Here is a 14,568-nt window from a genome sequence, read left to right as displayed (position 1 = left end):
AATTGCCAGCCCGCCACCTTTGCGAATACGGAGTGGTTCTCAACCCATAGTAGGCGCACCCAGAACCGCTCAGATGCTTAGCCCATCAGTTCCTTAATCGGCGTCCCGTTGCTGACGATGTGCGTCGGGCGGCCCTGCGGCGTGTAGAGCATCTTGTTCGGGTCGATGCCGAGCTTCGTGTAAATCGTCGACGCGAAGTTCTCCGGCGACAGCACCCGCTCGACGGCCGCGAAGCCGTTCTTGTCCGTTGCACCAATGATCTGCCCGCCCGGCGATTTGCCGCCGGCGAAGAGGACGCTCATCGCGTTCGCCCAGTGATCGCGACCCGCCTTGGTCTGGCCGGACAGGGTCGAGATCTTCGGCGTGCGGCCGAACTCGCCGAGCGCGATCACCATCGTGCTTTCGAGCAGACCCCGCTGGTCGAGGTCGGCGATCAGGGCCGACACCGTTTGATCCCAACTCGGCAGTCGCTTCGTTAGCGCGTTGAACAGGTCCGAGTGGTGGTCCCAGCCGCCGTCGTTGATCGTGACGAACGGCACGCCGGCCTCGACCAACCGCCGGGCGAGGAGTGCCCGCTGACCGAAGCCGTTTCGGCCGTACTGGTCGCGGACCTTCTCCGGCTCGCGGTTGATCTCGAACGCCGCCTGCGCTTCCTTCGAGTGCATCAACTCGGCGGCCTGTTTGTAGTGGTCGTCCATCGCCACGGCCGGATCGCCGGCGGTCTTGTCCAGGAACCGCTGGAAGCGATCGACCTCGGCCCGCACGTCGGTGCGGTCGGCGAACCGGCCCTCGGTCATGCCGCTCGGCAGGGCCACGTCGCGCACGCGGAAACCGGCGGCGTTCGGGTCGCCGTCCACGACGAACGGCGCGTACTTCGCCCCGAGGAAGTTCGGCCCGCCGGACCGCGACATGCTCGGCAGGCTGAAGTACGCCGGCAGCCCGGCCGGGGCCGGCTTCTCGTGCGCGACGACCGACCCGAGACTCGGGTGGAAGCTCACGAACGCACCGCAGCCGACCGGGATGCGCGGCGGTGCGCCGGTCATCATGTAGTGGTTGCCGGCCCCGTGATTCCCTTGGTCGTGGCGGATCGACCGAACGATGGAGAGCTTGTCGGACATGGCCGCGAGCTTCTTCATGTGCTCGGAGAAGAACACGCCCGGCGTTTTCGTGGCGACGGTCTTGAAGTCGCCGCGGTACTCGGCGGGGGCGTCCGGCTTCGGGTCGAACGTCTCGAAGTGCGTCGGCCCGCCGTCCATCCAAATGAGGATGACAGACTTCGCCGCCGCTTGCGGTGCCCCGCTGTCCGACGCCCGCAATGCCGACGCGAGAGCGCCGCCAAAGAACGTGGCGAGGCCGAGTTGCAGGCAGTCCCGGCGGGTGACGCCGGCACAGTTGGTGTTCTTCATCAAGAACCTCCGATCCCGCGGCCGGTGGGAGGAATGATGCCGCGGGAGCAGGGAGACGATTCCGAGTAAGGTGGGATTCGGAGTCTGTCAGGGGTGGGAGCAAACCGTACCCGGCGGCATATCAAACGCCCGGTAAAATATCATCCTCTCGTCACTCGCGGCTGTCAAGCCAATTGCAAGACGGCTCAATCGTCAGCCAGCTTCGCCATCGGGAAGGAGCCAAGGACGGAGAACGACTCACACATCTTTTCGGCTGCTTGAATCGCCTTCTTGATCTTCGGGTCTTCGCGGTGGCCCTCGAAGTCGACGAAGAACACGTACTCGCCCTTCGCCTGCCGGTAGGGGAACGATTCCACCCAGGTCAGGTTGATCTTGTTCGACTTGAAGAGTTCCAGGATGTCCACCAGCGCCCCCGGCTTGTGGAGCACCTGGAACATCACGGCCGTCTTGTCGTTGCCGGTCTTGCCGCTGTCGGTCTGGCCGATGACGGCGAAGCGTGTCTCGTTGTTCGCGTAATCTTCGATGTTGGCGAACAGCACGCGGATGCCGTACCGCACGGCGGCCTGCCGGCTGGCAACCGCGGCGGCGTTCGGCGACCCCGTCGCGAGGCGGGCGGCATCGGCAGTGCTGGCCACCTGATGCAGTGAGGCGTGCGGCATGTTCTTGCTAAGCCAGTTCCGGCACTGCGACAGGGCTTGCGCCTTGCTGTAGATGTGCTGGATCGCCGTCTGCTCGCAGTTGGCCAACAGGTTGTGGTGGACCATCAGTCGGATTTCCGAACAAATCTTGATGTTCGGCATGTTGATGAACATGTCCAGCGTGTCGGCGATCCGGCCGTCGGTCGAGTTCTCCAGCGGTACGATGCCGATGTCGACGTGCTTCCGGCTCACTTCCTCGAAGACTGCCGCAATCGAACCAACGCTCATGTACTCGGCCGCCTCGCCGAAGCGTTCCAGCGCGGCAATGTGGCTGTAGCTGTGTTCGGGGCCGAGGAAGGCGACCTTCTGCACCCGTTGCAACGCCCGGGCGGCGCTCATCAATTCGCGGAAGATCGCCTTCAACGTGACTTCCGGCAGCGGCCCCTTGTTGGCCGTGAGGATGTTCTGAATCACTTCCTCTTCGCGGGCGGCCGAGAAGACGTCGCCGCCTTGCTGGGCCTTCACCTTGCCAATCTGGGACGCAATGGACGCCCGCTTGTTAACAAGGTCAAGGATGTCGAGATCGAGCTTGTCAATTTTGACGCGAAGGGCCTTCAAATCCGCGTTGATTTTGTCCGACGAACCGTTCTCAGGTTTTTTCGACATGTTGGCCAATCGCCGGCGAGAAAGTGGAAATTTGTGCCCAATGTATCTTTGTGTCGGGTGGAGTCAACGAATCAATTGGAAGAGGCGATTTTTAAGCCGATTTCCCGCGTCATGGGGTGGCACGACCGGACGGAAGCCAGAAATGTCATTTTGGCAGTCCCAGGTGAAGCTTCTGTCACCAGTTTCCCGCCCCAATCGCTGAAAGGAGCGAGATTTGCGGAGATTCTCAAGCTCCAGGATTCCGGCACAGCAATTGCCTAGAATCATTCACACGGAGTTCTGACTCTGACGTAACGGATTGTTTCGACTGGAAAACCAATCCGGCGATTGACCTGTCGTGGGTACAATTCGCCGATTTAACACCAACGGCCACGACACACCCGGAGGCAAACCACTATGGCGGAAGAGAAAATCATCGGTATCGACCTCGGCACCACGAACTCGGTCGTCGCGGTTATGGAAGGCAACGAAGTTAAGGTCATCGCCAATCAAGAAGGCAACCGCATCACGCCGAGTGTGGTCGCGTTCACGAAGGACGGCAACCGCCTCGTCGGCGACCCGGCCAAGCGGCAGGCGATTACCAACCCGGCCCGCACGATCTACTCGATCAAGCGGTTCATGGGCCGACGACATTACGAAGTCGAGAGCGAAGAGAAGCTCGTCCCGTACAAGATCGTCGGCGGCAAGGAAGACCTCGTCAAAGTCGAGATCGACAGCAAGAACTACACGCCGCCCGAAATCTCGGCGATGATCCTTCGCAAGTTGAAGGAAGCGGCGGAAGCGTACCTCGGTCACACCGTCCGCAAGGCGGTCATCACCGTCCCGGCCTACTTCAACGACAGCCAACGGCAGGCCACCATCGACGCCGCGTCGGTTGCGGGCTTCGACACCGAATGGGACGTCGACAACCCGAAGACGGGCAAGAAAGACAAGCAGCGGATGCGGATCATCAACGAGCCGACGGCGGCGGCGTTGGCCTACGCGATGGACAAGAAGAAGGACCAGACGATCGCGGTGTTCGACCTTGGCGGCGGCACGTTTGACGTGTCGGTGCTGGAAGTCGGTGAGGACGGCGTCTTCGACGTGAAGTCCACCAACGGCGACACCCACCTCGGCGGCGACGACTTCGACGAAGTGCTGATCGACTTCATCGCAGGCGAGTTCAAGAAGGAAAACGGCATCGACCTCCGCAAGGATCAGATGGCCCTGCAACGCCTCAAGGAAGCCGCGGAGCGGGCGAAGAAGGACCTGTCGCAACAGACCAGCACGGACGTGAACCTGCCGTTCATCACGGCCGACGCGAGCGGGCCGAAGCACCTGATGCTGACGATTACCCGCAACCAGTTCGAGCGGTTGGTCGAGCACCTAATCGAACGCTGTAAGAAGCCGGTTCTCCAGGCGTTGAAAGACGCCGGGAAGAAGCCGAGCGACATCGGCGAAGTCGTCATGGTCGGCGGGATGACGCGGATGCCGCGGGTGCAGGCGCTCGTGAAGGAAATCTTCAGCAAGGAAGGCCACCGCGGGGTGAACCCGGACGAAGTCGTCGCCATCGGTGCGGCCATCCTCGGCTCGCAACTCTTGCTGGGTGCGAAGTCCGACCTTCTGCTGCTCGACGTGACGCCGCTGTCCTTGGGCCTCGAAACCCTCGGCGGCATCCTCGACGTGCTGATCCCGAAGAACACGACGATCCCGAAGACGATCGAGAAGACGTATTCGACCGCGTCGGACAATCAGCCGTCGGTGCTGGTGGAAGTCTACCAGGGCGAACGGCCGATGAGCCGGGACAACAAGAAGATCGGCGAGTTCCACCTCGACGGCATTCCCCCGGCCCCGCGCGGCGTGCCGCAGATTCAGGTGAAGTTCGACATCGACGCGAACGGCATCCTCAACGTGGCCGCGAAGGACGTGGGCACGGGCAAGGAGAACCAGATTCGCATCACGAACTCCAGCGGCATCGACAAGGACGAAGTCGAGCGGATGCGCCGCGACGCGGAGAGCCACGCCGACGAGGACAAGAACAAGCGGGAGTTGGCCGACGCCCGCAACGAGGCCGACAACACGGTGTTCCAACTGGAGAAGTTGTTCAAGGAGTCCGGCGACAAGATCACGGCCGCGGACAAGGCCCCGATCGAGAAGGCCATCGAGAAGGTCAAGGGCCTCAAGGACGGGACCGACGTGGCCGCACTGAAGGCCGCCGTGAGCGAGTTGAACACGGTGTCTCAGGCGATGGCCCAGCACTTGTACAAGGCCGCCGGCGCACCGGCGGGCGGCCCGGACGCGACGCCGGCCGCCCCAGAAAAGAAGCCGGGCGACGACGTGATGGACGCCGAGTACGAAGTGAAGAAGTAACGGGACCGCCGGTTCCGATTCTGAGCGGAGGGGATTCGTCCCCTCCGCTTTTTTGTTCCCCGCTGTGCAAACCCCGGTCGGTCGGGTACGTTGGGAGAGGGGTACGCACCTTCCTCCACCCGATTCCGGGAGCCAGTCATGTCGATGCCGACCTTGCCCGAACCCGCCGAACCCGTGGTCGAGAACCCCGGTTTCCGCGACCTCGACCCGAACGGCGTGATCGAACAGCCGTTCTGGGAGCGGTACAATACGCGGTTGGAAATGCCGGTGAGCGTGGCCATCGCAGCGATCATGTTCCTTGTCGCAATCGCCGCGCTCGTTTACCTCGCCCGGCCGCAAACATCGGATAAGATCTCGCCGCCGATGCACTTCCTCGGCGGCGAAGACGACGCGGGGGACGGCAGCCCCGACGGCGGCGGTGCCGATTTGGCCTCCGGCAAGCAGGTGAGCGCGGCAGACCTGGCAAAGCCACTAAACGACGTGCAACTGAACGACGTGAAGAAAGAGATCCGCGAGAAGTTGGACCTCGGCGGCGACATCGAGATCCCCGACAGTCAGGCGGAAATCCTCGGGCGGCTGAACGACGACATTCGCAACAAGTTGCTCGGCGCGAAGCCTGGGACGGGGGGCAAAACTGGCGGGAACGCGAACGGCGGGACCGGCCCCGGCGGCGCGGGGGCGAGTTCGACCTACGCCCGCGGCCTACGGTGGATCATGAAGTTCGAGACGACCACCGGTCAGGACTACATCAACCAGATCAGCGGCATCGGCGGCGTGATTCTCGTGCCCGTCCCGCCGGAGAGAAAAGTACTGATCTTGTTCAAGAACCTTCGCAACCCACAAGGCGCACCTGCCACCGACGCCGATATTAACACTTACGCCAATCTCATCCGATTCGGAGAAGGCAACCGCGACACGGTACAATCGGTGGGCGAAGCTCTGAAGTTGAACTTCAAACCAGCCGAGTTTTACGTTTACTTCCCGGCGGAGTTGGAAGAGAAGTTGGCGTCCCTGGAACGGAACTACGGGAACAAGACGCCCGAACAGATTCGCTCGACGACGTTCAAGGTCGTCATCCGCGGCGGGAGTTACGACTTCATCGTGACGGATCAGAAGACGCGATAACAACGACCGAAAGCCCTGGGCACGGCCGTGCCCGGGCTTTGCCCTCACCCCCCTGCCTTCTTCCGCTTGAAGGTGATGTTCGTCACCTCGGCGGCCTTCGCCGCGTCGATGATCTGGGCCAGCACCCCCCACGGGACGCGGCCCTCGAACTCCAACAGCATCTCGCGGTGGTTAGTGGCCTTCATCACGTCTTTCAGCGACTTCTCCAGGTCTTCGACCTCGATGATCTTGTCGTTGATTTTGACCCGCGGCCGGTCGTCGATCAGCCACGCCTCGACCTTGAACGACCGTTCCTGCACCTCTTGCAATTCGCGCTTCTGCTTCCCCATCCCCTTGTCCGGTTCCGGTTCGCTCGGCACGTCGATAGTCCGTCGGAGGACGGCGTAGGTGGTCGTGAGGATGAAGAAGATGAGCAGCACCAGCGCCACGTCGATGAGCGGGTTCATGTCGAGGTGCGTTTCGTCCGGCATCTCGATCGGGGCCGCGCCCATCTCGGCGATCGCGTCCGCGAACTGTACGTGTTCCTCGATCGGCACCCAGGCAGCGTCGGCCGGGCCGCGAACGTCGTCGGTCGGCTCCCACTCGCCTTCGCGGATACCGTCCAGCACCCGCTGAGCCGTGGGAACCTCCACGGCCGTCTCGGACCCTTCGGGGCGTACTTTCCAGCTCATTTGGATCGCTCGTTGACGACGGACCCGAACATCGAAATCTTGTTCTCGCGCTTCCGCTTCTCCAGTTCGCTCGCCAGTTCCAAGATGCGCTCGCTGTTGAGTTCCTTGTGGCAGGCAACGTGAACCGGTGGTGCCTTGCCGCCGCGGGAGAGAATTTCGGAGAGCTTGGCGTCCATCACCCGGACGAGTTCGGGCAGCGTCTTCAAGTCGCTCGCGCCGGGTTCCGGGCCGGCCGTGCCAACGCGGAGCGAGTACGCCGCCTCGCCGTTCACGTTCTTGTCGATCTCGATGAGCAGTGCCCCCGGGTCGTCGCTGAGGTTGGCGGCGTTGGCCATCTCCGGGTTCGGGAACGGCGACATCGACGCGACCGTGGCCGTCATCATGAAGAAGATCAGCAGCACGAGGCTGATGTCGATGAGTGGGATCAAGTCCGGGTCGTCGTCGCCATCGTCGTGGCTCTTCCGCCAGCCGACGTCCATCTCGACGGGTTCGAGGGCTTCCGTCGCCTTGGCCGGCACAACCGGGGCGTCGGCCGTCTTCACGAAGAGGTAGTCGCCGACGATGGGGTGGTCGGCGACGCGCACCCAGTTCTCGCCGGGGCCGGCCTCCTTCGCCTTGTCGTCGGCCGAGAGGCGGCCTTGTTGCGCCCAGTCGGTGACGACGCCGAACGGCACGCCGCGGTAGACGGTGTTCGAGGAGAGCAGCCAGATGTCGAAAGAAACGACGGCCATCGGTATTTGGAACCCAGAGCGGAAGCGACGGGGTGGCAGGGACATCACCCCGTCGCTTCCGCTCTGGGTTCCAGAAGGAAGCAACCGAGGCGATTGTGACCGTTATCGCTTCGCGCGTTCGCGGCGAGAGGGGCGGCGGTCGTCGTCCTCTTCGTCGTCCTCGTCCGCGGGGCGGCGGGAACGGGCCGGCGTCGGTTCGGCCGCGGCTTCCAGAGGGTCTTCGAGCTTGCCGCTCTTGGCATTCTGCACCAGCACAATTAGCTTCTGCGCGGCCCCCTTCATCTTCGTCTCGAACCGAGCGATCGAGTCCTTGAACAGCACGTGTGTGAACACCAGCGGAATCGCGGTGAGCAACCCGAGAGCCGTCGCGAACAGGGCGAGGCCGATTGATTCAGCCTGAGCGCCGACGTTGCCGCCGCCGGGACCTTTGGCCGTCGCTTCGCCGATCTTGGAGAACGTGCCGATCATCGAGATGACCGTGCCGAGCAGGCCGACCATCGTCGAAATCTTCGCGATGGCCAAGATCGGCGCGAGCAGGAAGTTGAGCCGCGGATGGATCTCTAACTCGACCGCGTTCGCCATGCTCCGCCGCATAGCGGCCACGCCCTGTTCGGACGCTTCCAGCCCGGCGACGAACAGCACGTTCGGGATCAACCCCTTCTCGTTGCGGCAGAGGGCCACCGCCCCCTTCGTGCCCTTGCGTTTCAGGACCGATTGCAGTTCCGGCAGGAAGCGGTCCATCCGGGTCTTGGCGCTCTGGTTCAGCAGCATTCGCCACGCGACGAGGAGGAACGCCACGAGCGTCATCACGGTCATCGGCCCCGCGAAGAACCACTCGTTTTCGTAGAAGTGTTGGAGTGCTTTCATCTCGCCGGTCCGCGCGTCAGGGATGTGGGTAGAGTCTTCTTGTAGCTTTACAGATGGGGAACGCCCCAGCAAGGCGGGTGTTGGTCGTGCGAAAGCCCACCCGTCGCGACGGGTGGGCTTTCGGGAACCTACAACCCTTACTCGTCTTCCAACTCTTTCAACTGCGACTTCGCAACCACCTGCTGCTGCACGGCGGCGGGCACCGTTTCGTAATGGCTCAGTTCCATCGCGTAAGACCCCTGCCCTTGCGTCATGCCGCCGAGTTGGGCCGCGTACCGGGCGACCTCACCGAGAGGCGCCCGCGCCTGGATCATATTCAAGTCGCCGGGCAGCGTGTCCTGGTTTTCGACGTGCGCTCGCTTCGTCGGCAGGTCGCCGAGCACCGCCCCGGTGAACTTCGACGGCGTCGTGATGTCAAGTTTCACGATCGGCTCCAACAGCGTCGGCCGGGCGGCCATGAACGCCTTCTTGAAAGCGTACCGGGCGGCCGTCTTGAACGCTGCTTCCGACGAGTCCACGTCGTGGTACTTGCCGAAGTAGACCTCGACGGCGATGTCCTGCATCCGGTACCCGGCGAGTGCGCCGCGGTCCATCATCTCGCGGACGCCCTTCTCGATGGCCGGGATGAAGTTGTTCGGGATCGTGCCGCCGACGATGTGGTCGAGGAACGCGAAGTTCATCGCCGGGTCGTAGTGGACGGTCCGCAGTTTCTCGAAGTTCGAGCGATTCGCGAACTCCTTCTCCAACTGTTCCTGCGTCTTGATGTCCCGCGACAGCGGGAAGACCCGCAGGTGCACTTCCGCGAACTGCCCGCGGCCGCCGGTCTGCTTCTTGTGCTTGTAGTCGCCCTCGCCCTTCGCCTGGATCGTCTCGCGGTACGGAATCTTCGGGTCTTTCGTGACGACCTCCACGTCGAAGCGGTGCTTCAGCCGTTCGCGGATGACTTCGAGGTGCAGTTGACTGACGCCGCTGACGACGAGTTCGTGCGTCTGCGGGTCGTGCGTGATGCGCAACGTCGGGTCTTCCTCCGCAATCTTGTGCAAGCCGGCGGCAATCTTCGTTTCGTCGCCGCGGGTCTTGGGTTCGACGGCCACGCCGAACATCGGCGACGGGAAGCCCATCTCCGGCATCTTCGGCGCGTCCGCCCGGAAAGCAACCGTGTCGCCGACGTGCAGTCCCTCCACCTTTGCGACGGCGATGATGTCACCCGGCACCGCTTCCTGAATCGGCTCGTGCGACTTGCCCTTCACCTGAAGCAGTTGCCCGACGCGGATCGACTTGCCGTTGTTCAGGTCGATGACCGTGTGGTTCGGCGTCAGCGTGCCGGACAGGACGCGGATGAAGCTCAGGTGGCCGACGTAGCGGTCGTTCACCACCTTGAAGACTTGCCCGAGGAACTCGGCCGTGTCGGTCGGCTCGGCATTCTTCGTCGAGCCGTTGGTGCCGAAGAGTTTGCCTTCGAGCTTCTTCCGGCTCATCGCCGGCGACAGGCCGAACTTCTCCAGGCCGTCGAGCAGTTCCTTCACGCCGCGGTCCTTCTTCGCCGACGTGCAGAAGATCGGCACCACGTACCCGGCCGCGATGCACTTCGGGATGGCTTCTTCGAGTTCCGCGTCACTGATACTGCCGGCTGTCAGGTACTTCTCCATCAGTGCCTCGTCAACTTCGACGACGGCCTCCATCAACTCGATTCGGGCCTTCTTCTGGTCGTAGGGGTGCGTGGTCGGGGTGCCGGTCGGCTTGTGAACGAGGTCGATGACGCTGTTGAAGTTCGGCCCGACGTTGTTCGGCATGTTGAACAGCACGCAGTTCTTGCCGAACGTCTCGCGGATGTTCCCCACGACACCTTCGAAGTCGATTTTGTCGGCGTCGACCTTGTTGATGATGAAGATGCGGGCGAGGCCGAGGCGGCCGGCTTCGTGGAACATCCGCCGCGTGTTCACCTGAATGCCGTTGACGGCGCACACCACGACGGCCGCGGTTTCCACGGCCGACAGGGCTTCGATCATCGCCCCGATGAAGTCCGGCGTGCCGGGGGCGTCGAGGATGTTCAGGTGCTTGCCGCCGTGCTCGGCGTGGAGGACGTGCGTGTCGATGGAAAAGTGGTGCCGCTTCTCATCCTCGTCGGTGTCACCGGCCGAGGTGCCGTCATCGACACTGCCGAGGCGGTCGACGGCGTGGGCTTCGAACAGGAGGGCGTCCGCGAGGCTGGTCTTGCCGGCCGCGCGGTGCCCGACGAGTGCAATGTCGCGAACGTCGTCGACGAGGTGCTTGCTCATCACGTGAACTCCCAGAAAGAGGAGCCACGGCGTCCCGAACGATCACCGATTCATCCGCTCGTTGCCTTCTGAACGGCGTCCGTCCGCGTCGTGGCCAGGACCAGAGACAAATCCACGGTTCCTTCGTACAGTGCCCGGCCGATGATGCAGCCGAACAGGTTCATGGCCGACAACTTCGCCACGTGCGCGTGTTCGCTCACGCCGCCCGACGCGATCACCGGTATCGCGACGGCCGCTTGCATCTCGGCGAGTTGCTCGAAGTTCGGCCCGCTCATCATGCCGTCCTTCGCGATGTCGGTGTACACCACCGCCGCGAGGGGCGACTTCTCCACTTGCTTCGCCAGGTCGGTCGCCTTCGTCGCGGACGTGCTCAACCACCCCTCGGTGGCGACGAAGCCGTTGCGGGCGTCGACGCCCAGAACGATGCGAGCCGGGTATCGGTCGGCCATGCGGCAAACCCAACCCGGCTCTTGCAGTGCCCGCGTGCCCAGAACGGCCCAGCGGACCCCCCACCCGAAAACGGTTTCCAGGTCGGCCTCCGAGCGGATGCCGCCGCCGAGTTGGCACGGCACGTCCACGGCCGACACGATACGGCGGATGACGTCGCCGTTGATCGGCTTGCCGGCCTTCGCTCCGTCGAGGTCCACGAGGTGCAAGCGGTCCGCACCGCGGGCCACCCATTGCTTGGCCACGGCCGCGGGATCGTCGGAGAAGACAGTTTCCTGCGAGTAATCGCCTTGCCGTAGGCGAACGCACTTGCCGCCGAGCAGGTCAATCGCGGGGTAAATGAACATGATCGAACCTCCCTCACGTCGGGTCGAGGAAAGCCAATGTCTTAGGGAATTGGCGATCCGCCGGCCGGGCGGGGGGTTATCCACCGGCATTGTGTGCCGAACGCACGGAGATGGCAAGGAAGAAGTTTGTGTGAAGGTCGCCTTGGCTCGGCCGGCCTACTTTGTGAAATCCACCGACGCGAGCGTGAAGTTGATCGCCACCGTGCCCTGCACCGTCACCCGCACGCGAGCGATCTTCTCAACCGCAGGGCCGTACTTCTGCCGCACGACCATCGCCGTTTCGGGGTCGCGTTCGGTGCCGAGGATGTGCCAGTTGGGGTGCCAACAGACGAGTTCGTACTCCCCCGCCGGCACGTCCGGCAGCGCGAACCGACCGGCGGCGTCGGTGCGGGCGTAGTAAGCGTGTTCGCACACGAACAGGTCGGCGACGGCCCAGAACTGCCCGCTCGCGCTCGTCAGTTCGACGCGGCCAGGCCGGGAGAACGTCCGGCGGGTCACGGCGTTGGCGTCCGGCAGCATTGTGGTGAAGAAGTCGGCCCCGCGGCCGCGGACGCCGGTGATCGTGGTGAACGTACTGCGGATATCGACTTCCGAGCCGACCGGGACGAAGGCGGTGCGGTATCGCGTGCCGCCTTGAAAGACGCTCAGGCGAGTTTCTTCAAGCTCCACCCGCGTTGGGGGTGCAGCGGCCGGGTTGCCGAGTGCGGGATCGACGCCGCGTAAAAAGACGACCCCCGATTGAACCACCCCGTTGGCGGCGATTTGCGGGGCGTTCGGGTTCGGCACTGCCTCGACCTGCATCCCACGACTCTCGAAGCGAGTGAGCTTGATCGGTTCGACTTTCGGCCGGTCCCCTGCCCACGCCACAACGCCCGTGATCGTGCCCGTTTGCTGCGGGTCGAAGCGGTCGTGCGGCGTCTCGGTTCGGGTGACGGTCGACGGCAGGTTCACGGCGAGCGAGTTATCGCACCCGGCGATGGCGGCAAGAAGCAACAGGCAGAAGCAGCGTGGCATCATGGCCCCGGTGTACCCCAGACGGGGCCGGTTCCACAAGACGGACCGCGCGTCAGGTGTGGACGCGGTACAGTGAGCGCCAGATGGTCACGGCCGCGTCGCGGTCGGCTTCGCGAGTGAGGTAGATATTGCACACGGCCAGGCGGTGTCCGGATGCGGCGACGCCGCAGAGCCGCCAGAGTTTTCGGCCGTCCTCGTCGTGCGGGCCGAAGACGGCCTCGCCGATCGTGTCCTGATGGTGCAGCGATGGCAGGAATTCCCCACTCGGCAGCGTCTTGCGGGCCGTCGTGATCGCCTCAGCCGGCGTCGGCACCGGGCCGTGTTCCGGGTGGCCGAGCAGTTGATCGCGGAACCACACCGTCAGGGAATCGTCCCACGCCGTCCAGGTGCGGCCGTCCTCGCCACGTTTCAGCGCCAGACGGCCGGGCAATTGAACGTGCCAGCCGCCGGAGAGCGTCGCGACCACCGGGTGCCGGCGGTAGCCGAGCGATTCCGCCGACGCCTTCGCGTGACTGCGAATCTCCTGCTTCAACACGCCGGTGATCGGCTCCACCGTGAAGCGATTTTCGTCCCTCTCAATCACCTCGGCCACGGCCGCCCAGGCGTCCCACGGCAGATCGGCCCGCGGGTCGGCCTCGTGGGCGTTCGCCAAATCCGCGGCGATCTGATCGACCAGTTCCCCCTCGGCTTCGGTCAGCGGCGGCCGCCAGTGGAACGCCAGCCAGAGGTCGGTGCGTGCCCGCCGGGCGTAGAAGTCCGCGTCCAGTTCCGGCGACCACCACGGGAAGAAATCGACGCCCCGGACCGGGTCGGCCGCGACTTCTTTCAGCCACTCCGCAGGACGGGGACCGAGCGGCGTGAGGATGGGACCGGGGTGCAGGAACTTCGGGTGTCGCGGCATGCCGATGGAGAGCGGTTGGTTCGGCGTGGCCTTCCGCAAGGCGGCCGAACACTCGGCGGCCAACCAGTGCAAGAAGTGGCGTTCGAGTTTCGCCAGGTCTTCCGTCGCGAAGTAGTGGGCCGGGTCGTGCTCTGCCGCCGTTTCGTTCCAGGTGAACTCGAAGTCCTCGGCGAACTCCTTCAGCAGTTCGCACAGGTAGGCGTGATACCCCGGCCCGACAGGGGCGGTGCGGGCGTGGATCGTGACCTTACCTGACCCGCCGATGCGAAGCTCGACCGGGTCGGCAACGGGGTGCAGCAGGATGTGCGCGAGCGGCTTGTCGTCGGCATCGCGGGCAAGGCGGGTTTCGAGAACCGCGTCGCCGGCCGTCTCGAACCAGACGGCCGCCCGCGACAGCCAGTCCCGAGCTTCCGAGAGCTTGACGCGGTGGTCGGGGTGCAGATATCCGGTCAGGGCGATTCCGACGGCCATGCGTCCTGATTCCTTCCGGGAGGGTCAAGATAGCTAACAGGTTGCCCGAAGGTTCGACAAGGTCGGTTGCGGACGCGGTTGTACTCGGGGAGGAACCTCGTATCTCACCGTGGCCCGTTGTGCCCGCCCCGGTGAGGAACTGCCATGAGTTGGTGGGATCAAATCGCGACCGCCGTCGGTCAGGACTTCTCCGACGTGCCGAACGTCGGGGAGTTGGTTCGCCTGACCCTCCGGATGATCCTCGCGGCCGTCCTCGGCGGCCTCCTCGGCTTCGAGCGGCAGCAAAAAGGGAAGGAAGCCGGCGTTCGCACGCACATGCTCGTCGCTCTCGGGGCGGCCCTGTTCGTGCTCATCCCGAAACAGTCGGGCCTATCGGACGCCGACCTTACCCGCGTGCTGCAAGGGTTGGTGGCCGGCGTCGGCTTCCTGGGTGCCGGTACGATCATCAAGGGCGAGAACGGTGAAGACGTGAAAGGGCTGACGACCGCGGCCGGCATCTGGTTGACCGCCGCCATCGGCGTCGCGGCCGGGTTGGGGCGGGAAACGACGGCCGTCGTCAGCACGGCCATGGCGCTAGCCATCCTAACGCTCATTCCCAAAATCACGAAACGGTTCGAGCCGCCGTCGGCCTGACGCCCAGCGGGAATTGTGTTGAC

The 14,568-nt window shown here is 64.0% G+C and carries 12 protein-coding genes; 3 read left to right on the top strand and 9 right to left on the bottom strand.

The features are described from left to right. Nucleotides 1–77: 77 nt before the first annotated feature. Both PX52LOC_RS20510 and pheA read right to left on the bottom strand, forming a co-directional pair. The gene (locus PX52LOC_RS20510) at nt 78–1,406 is read right to left on the bottom strand and encodes a DUF1501 domain-containing protein (RefSeq protein ID WP_149111847.1); all 1,329 of its coding nucleotides are present in this window, start codon (nt 1,404–1,406) and stop codon (nt 78–80) included. Between the two features lie 185 nt (nt 1,407–1,591). Then, a complete protein-coding gene (pheA, locus tag PX52LOC_RS20505; protein WP_149111846.1) occupies nt 1,592–2,710 on the bottom strand; it encodes a prephenate dehydratase in 1,119 nt (372 codons plus the stop codon). Between the two features lie 396 nt (nt 2,711–3,106). On the opposite strand from pheA, the gene dnaK reads away from it, so the two are divergent. Both dnaK and PX52LOC_RS20495 read left to right on the top strand, forming a co-directional pair. Next, nucleotides 3,107–5,059: a molecular chaperone DnaK gene (gene dnaK / locus PX52LOC_RS20500; RefSeq protein WP_149111845.1), complete on the top strand. Its 1,953-nt coding sequence runs from the start codon at nt 3,107–3,109 to the stop codon at nt 5,057–5,059. Nucleotides 5,060–5,197: 138 nt separating this feature from the next. Then, nucleotides 5,198–6,184 carry a hypothetical protein gene (locus PX52LOC_RS20495; protein WP_149111844.1) on the top strand — a complete coding sequence of 329 codons (987 nt, stop codon included), beginning with the start codon at nt 5,198–5,200 and terminating at the stop codon, nt 6,182–6,184. A 44-nt stretch (nt 6,185–6,228) separates the two neighbouring features. Here PX52LOC_RS20495 and PX52LOC_RS20490 read toward each other — a convergent pair whose 3' ends face one another. The 7 genes from PX52LOC_RS20490 to PX52LOC_RS20460 all read right to left on the bottom strand — a co-directional run bounded on the left by PX52LOC_RS20490 (nt 6,229) and on the right by PX52LOC_RS20460 (nt 13,912). Beyond that, on the bottom strand, nt 6,229–6,855 hold the full coding sequence (locus PX52LOC_RS20490; protein ID WP_149111843.1) for an ExbD/TolR family protein: 627 nt from the start codon (nt 6,853–6,855) through the stop codon (nt 6,229–6,231). Next, nucleotides 6,852–7,586, bottom strand: a complete 735-nt coding sequence (locus tag PX52LOC_RS20485; protein ID WP_168219108.1) for an ExbD/TolR family protein — start codon at nt 7,584–7,586, stop codon at nt 6,852–6,854. Before PX52LOC_RS20485 ends, PX52LOC_RS20490 begins: the two co-directional genes overlap by 4 nt. 102 nt (nt 7,587–7,688) lie before the next feature. Further along, complete coding sequence (locus tag PX52LOC_RS20480; protein WP_149111841.1) at nt 7,689–8,453, bottom strand: MotA/TolQ/ExbB proton channel family protein; 765 nt, start codon at nt 8,451–8,453, stop codon at nt 7,689–7,691. A gap of 137 nt (nt 8,454–8,590) precedes the next feature. Further along, nucleotides 8,591–10,732, bottom strand: a complete 2,142-nt coding sequence (locus PX52LOC_RS20475) for an elongation factor G (protein WP_149111840.1) — start codon at nt 10,730–10,732, stop codon at nt 8,591–8,593. Between the two features lie 50 nt (nt 10,733–10,782). Then, entirely contained in the window at nt 10,783–11,526 is a 744-nt protein-coding gene (gene hisA / locus PX52LOC_RS20470; protein WP_149111839.1) for a 1-(5-phosphoribosyl)-5-[(5-phosphoribosylamino)methylideneamino]imidazole-4-carboxamide isomerase, read from the bottom strand. Between the two features lie 156 nt (nt 11,527–11,682). Then, nucleotides 11,683–12,543, bottom strand: a complete 861-nt coding sequence (locus PX52LOC_RS20465; protein WP_149111838.1) for a carboxypeptidase-like regulatory domain-containing protein — start codon at nt 12,541–12,543, stop codon at nt 11,683–11,685. Nucleotides 12,544–12,592: 49 nt separating this feature from the next. Further along, nucleotides 12,593–13,912: a hypothetical protein gene (locus PX52LOC_RS20460; protein ID WP_149111837.1), complete on the bottom strand. Its 1,320-nt coding sequence runs from the start codon at nt 13,910–13,912 to the stop codon at nt 12,593–12,595. Nucleotides 13,913–14,056: 144 nt separating this feature from the next. On the opposite strand from PX52LOC_RS20460, the gene PX52LOC_RS20455 reads away from it, so the two are divergent. Further along, the gene (locus PX52LOC_RS20455; RefSeq protein ID WP_149111836.1) at nt 14,057–14,545 is read left to right on the top strand and encodes an MgtC/SapB family protein; all 489 of its coding nucleotides are present in this window, start codon (nt 14,057–14,059) and stop codon (nt 14,543–14,545) included. The last annotated feature ends 23 nt before the right edge of the window (nt 14,546–14,568 follow it).

It is taken from the genome of Limnoglobus roseus (genome assembly GCF_008254045.1).
GTDB classification, from domain to species: Bacteria; Planctomycetota; Planctomycetia; order Gemmatales; family Gemmataceae; genus Limnoglobus; species Limnoglobus roseus.
This window is presented reverse-complemented; position numbering and strand designations above follow the sequence as displayed.

Coding starts and splice junctions, on each gene's coding strand:
- PX52LOC_RS20485 (WP_168219108.1), bottom strand. CDS start 7,586: ATGGCCGTCGTTTCTTTCGACATCTGGCTGCTCTCCTCGAACACCGTC.
- hisA (WP_149111839.1), bottom strand. CDS start 11,526: ATGTTCATTTACCCCGCGATTGACCTGCTCGGCGGCAAGTGCGTTCGC.
- pheA (WP_149111846.1), bottom strand. CDS start 2,710: ATGTCGAAAAAACCTGAGAACGGTTCGTCGGACAAAATCAACGCGGAT.
- PX52LOC_RS20460 (WP_149111837.1), bottom strand. CDS start 13,912: ATGGCCGTCGGAATCGCCCTGACCGGATATCTGCACCCCGACCACCGC.
- PX52LOC_RS20465 (WP_149111838.1), bottom strand. CDS start 12,543: ATGATGCCACGCTGCTTCTGCCTGTTGCTTCTTGCCGCCATCGCCGGG.
- PX52LOC_RS20510 (WP_149111847.1), bottom strand. CDS start 1,406: ATGAAGAACACCAACTGTGCCGGCGTCACCCGCCGGGACTGCCTGCAA.
- PX52LOC_RS20480 (WP_149111841.1), bottom strand. CDS start 8,453: ATGAAAGCACTCCAACACTTCTACGAAAACGAGTGGTTCTTCGCGGGG.
- PX52LOC_RS20490 (WP_149111843.1), bottom strand. CDS start 6,855: ATGAGCTGGAAAGTACGCCCCGAAGGGTCCGAGACGGCCGTGGAGGTT.
- PX52LOC_RS20475 (WP_149111840.1), bottom strand. CDS start 10,732: ATGAGCAAGCACCTCGTCGACGACGTTCGCGACATTGCACTCGTCGGG.
- PX52LOC_RS20495 (WP_149111844.1), top strand. CDS start 5,198: ATGTCGATGCCGACCTTGCCCGAACCCGCCGAACCCGTGGTCGAGAAC.
- dnaK (WP_149111845.1), top strand. CDS start 3,107: ATGGCGGAAGAGAAAATCATCGGTATCGACCTCGGCACCACGAACTCG.
- PX52LOC_RS20455 (WP_149111836.1), top strand. CDS start 14,057: ATGAGTTGGTGGGATCAAATCGCGACCGCCGTCGGTCAGGACTTCTCC.